The sequence below is a fragment of the Paucihalobacter sp. genome (assembly GCF_036825875.1).
In the GTDB taxonomy this organism is placed as follows: domain Bacteria; phylum Bacteroidota; class Bacteroidia; order Flavobacteriales; family Flavobacteriaceae; genus Paucihalobacter.
On sequence record NZ_DAISXK010000088.1, the window covers coordinates 1 to 2617 of the forward strand.

Annotated in this window: 4 protein-coding genes; 2 read left to right on the forward strand and 2 right to left on the reverse strand. The window is 35.4% G+C overall.

Going from position 1 to position 2617, the window contains the following annotated elements:
* Together V7Z48_RS13530 and V7Z48_RS13535 are read left to right on the forward strand one after the other, a co-directional pair.
* On the forward strand, positions 1–230 hold a 230-nt coding region (locus V7Z48_RS13530), incomplete at its 5' end, for a hypothetical protein (RefSeq protein WP_334114156.1).
* Positions 211–1044, forward strand: a complete 834-nt coding sequence (locus tag V7Z48_RS13535) for a hypothetical protein (protein WP_334114157.1) — start codon at positions 211–213, stop codon at positions 1042–1044. The genes V7Z48_RS13530 and V7Z48_RS13535, both read left to right, overlap by 20 nt.
* On the opposite strand, the gene V7Z48_RS13540 is transcribed toward V7Z48_RS13535, so the two are convergent.
* Together V7Z48_RS13540 and V7Z48_RS13545 are read right to left on the reverse strand one after the other, a co-directional pair.
* Positions 1011–2039 (reverse strand): phytase, encoded by a 1029-nt coding sequence (locus V7Z48_RS13540; protein ID WP_334114158.1) that lies wholly within the window; start codon positions 2037–2039, stop codon positions 1011–1013. The genes V7Z48_RS13535 and V7Z48_RS13540 overlap by 34 nt on opposite strands.
* 92 nt (positions 2040–2131) lie before the next feature.
* The coding region (locus V7Z48_RS13545; protein WP_334114159.1) for a TonB-dependent receptor domain-containing protein at positions 2132–2617 on the reverse strand (486 nt) is incomplete at its 5' end.

Genomic DNA, 2617 nt, shown 5'->3' on the forward strand with positions numbered 1-2617 from the left:
AAGGCATTATTTACATCGGTGAAGGCGGATTGGGTGTTCCTCAAAGAAAACCATTTCCAGAAAGATGGTATTTTGGTGAAGAAAGTATTGTGGAAAGCAAGCATCATTTATGGAAAGTTTCTGTTAATGATTCTATCGCCAAGGTTACTGCCTTTGGAATTGATCAGGATACCTTACACACCTTTAATATCACTCCAAAACCTTTTGTAGTTGAAAGTATTGTCAACTAATTTTACCTTAAAAGGTGTTGCCAGTATAGCGCAAGTATTAAAATTTACACTTGCAATTTATATCATTGCATTTTGCTTACAACTTCAAAAAGGAGCTGTTATTAGTTCTGTTTTGGTGGTCGAAAATGCCTACAGCGAATCATTTGCATTTTGGGTAGAAAAGAGCGTAGCAATTGTGCTGATAATTTGTTTGATTGGTATATTTTTTAAGAAAACATACAAGCTGTGTTTATGTATTATCACCGTGTTCCTTATTGGCTATGCCTTACTTAACTACCTAAATGGCGGCAAGGCACTTTTAGAATTAACATTAATTTCAGCAATCTCTAAATGGTGGTTGCCGATTTTAACTTGGTACGCCATTAGTCATTATAACAATAAAAAACTCAAATTTAGTTCTTGGTTTTTGTTCGCTATTCAGCTATCTGTTTTTTTAATTTTTATGTCGCATGGGATGGGATGTTTCTCGAAAAATCCTTTATACATTGATTATATTTTAGGATTTTTTGGGGATTATACATCTTTATCAGTGAAACAAAACCAAGCAGAACAGATGTTAGATATCATTGGTATTATCGATGTAATAGTAGCCGTTTTGGTTTTAATAAAACCATTTAAAGCGCTGATATACTGGTTGATTTTTTGGGGATTCCTAACTTCATTACTGAGAATTGTTGACGCTAGTATTTTAAACTACATCGAGTTTTTAATGAGAGTTCCACATTTTGGATTACCAATTGTGATGTTGATAATTTGGAATGAAAAAGCAAAGGCTGAAACTTATTCTTCCAGCCCGAGTTTATCTAAGTCGTAAAAGTAGAAGTTTCGCTCGTCGTTCATAGCCACAAACAGGCCGCTTTTAAAAGTCGCGTTTAATGGCACAGCGACCACATCACAGCCATCCGTTTGTTTGGTGGTGAGGTTTATTTCTTTGATAAATTCGTTGGTTTCTCTCGAAAATATATTAAAAGTCTGAGCCTGTTGGTTAGACACAATGATATAGCCTTTTTTACCTTCTAAAGCTACAATAGCAATGCCTTCGTTATCGCGTTTAAAAGTGTCGCCACCAAAAACACTAATTTCTTCGTTACCCATTGCTGGTTCTGCATGATATTTTCTCACGCCAAAGATTTCATCTGAATAATATACAAACCCAAGCGCATCGTCTACGGCAATGGCTTCAATCTCTTTTTTTCCGCTGTAGTTTCCAAATTTTCTCACCAAGGTTAAATCCACTTTGCCTTCTACATATTCAATTTTGTACTGATACAAATAGCCTTCCTTGGGTCCGTCTTTTCGGCCAACAATGGCGTAAAGTGAACCATCTTGGGCGGACTTGTACAAACTTATTCCCATTGGCAACCTGAACTCTAGATTGGCTTCATCCTCAAAAACAGGAAATCCTCCATTATCCAACGGACGCATATCTGGCACTGAAAAAAGTCTAATTTGTTGGCGTTCTCTTTCGGTAAAGGCCATGATGTCTATCGTTAAAGAATCATTGATATTAAAACCTTGACGAATGTCCACATTATTGGGTCTTTTTAAGCCTCTTATGGTTTTGCTTTCTATGATTTTCCCATTCAAATCATAGGCGTAAATTGCACCATCGGTATCCTTATCAGTACCGAAAACAATACTTTCTTCCCGGTTTTTGTAGTTTATCCAAATGGCTGGATCATCGGTATCATGGAGTGATTTTTCAGTGATAACATCTGGAAAGATTTCTGGTAAGTTTTTGGTATTACAAGCAAAAAGAATACTTGATAAACTGATTATTAATATTAGTTTAAAAAAATGCTTTGTCATTATATTAGTTTTTTATTTTTTTAGTAGAGATGAAATAAAAAAAGGGCAACTTCATTGCTGAAATATGCCCCTTTTTTGCATCAATTTACAACTTAAAAAAGATCGTATTTCAAGCCAAAGGTTAAACGTCTTTCGTAGTATTCCATTTGCTGAGTTCTGTTTCTCACACCTTGGAAATAACGCAATGGCTGATTGGTAATGTTATTTAAATCCGCATAAATACGCAGGTTTTTGTTGATGGCATAGGTCACATTAAAGTCTAAAAAGAATTGTTGGTCGTAGTAACGATCTTCAAAACTATTTCCACCAAGTTCATCAATGTAAGCATCAGAAAAGTTTGCTGACAGTCTTGCGGTAAATTTATTGTCACCATAAGACAAAGACGCGTTAAACATGTTTGGTGTAGCTCCTGGTAAGTCAAGATCACCTCTTACATCACCATCTTCGTTTCTGATACCGTTAGCTTTTGAATTGAGGTAAGTATAGTTTAAAAAGATGCTGAAATTTTTAGCAAATCCAGGTAAGAAATCTAACTGACGCTGTAAAGAAACTTCAGCACCTGTAACATAAGCATCATC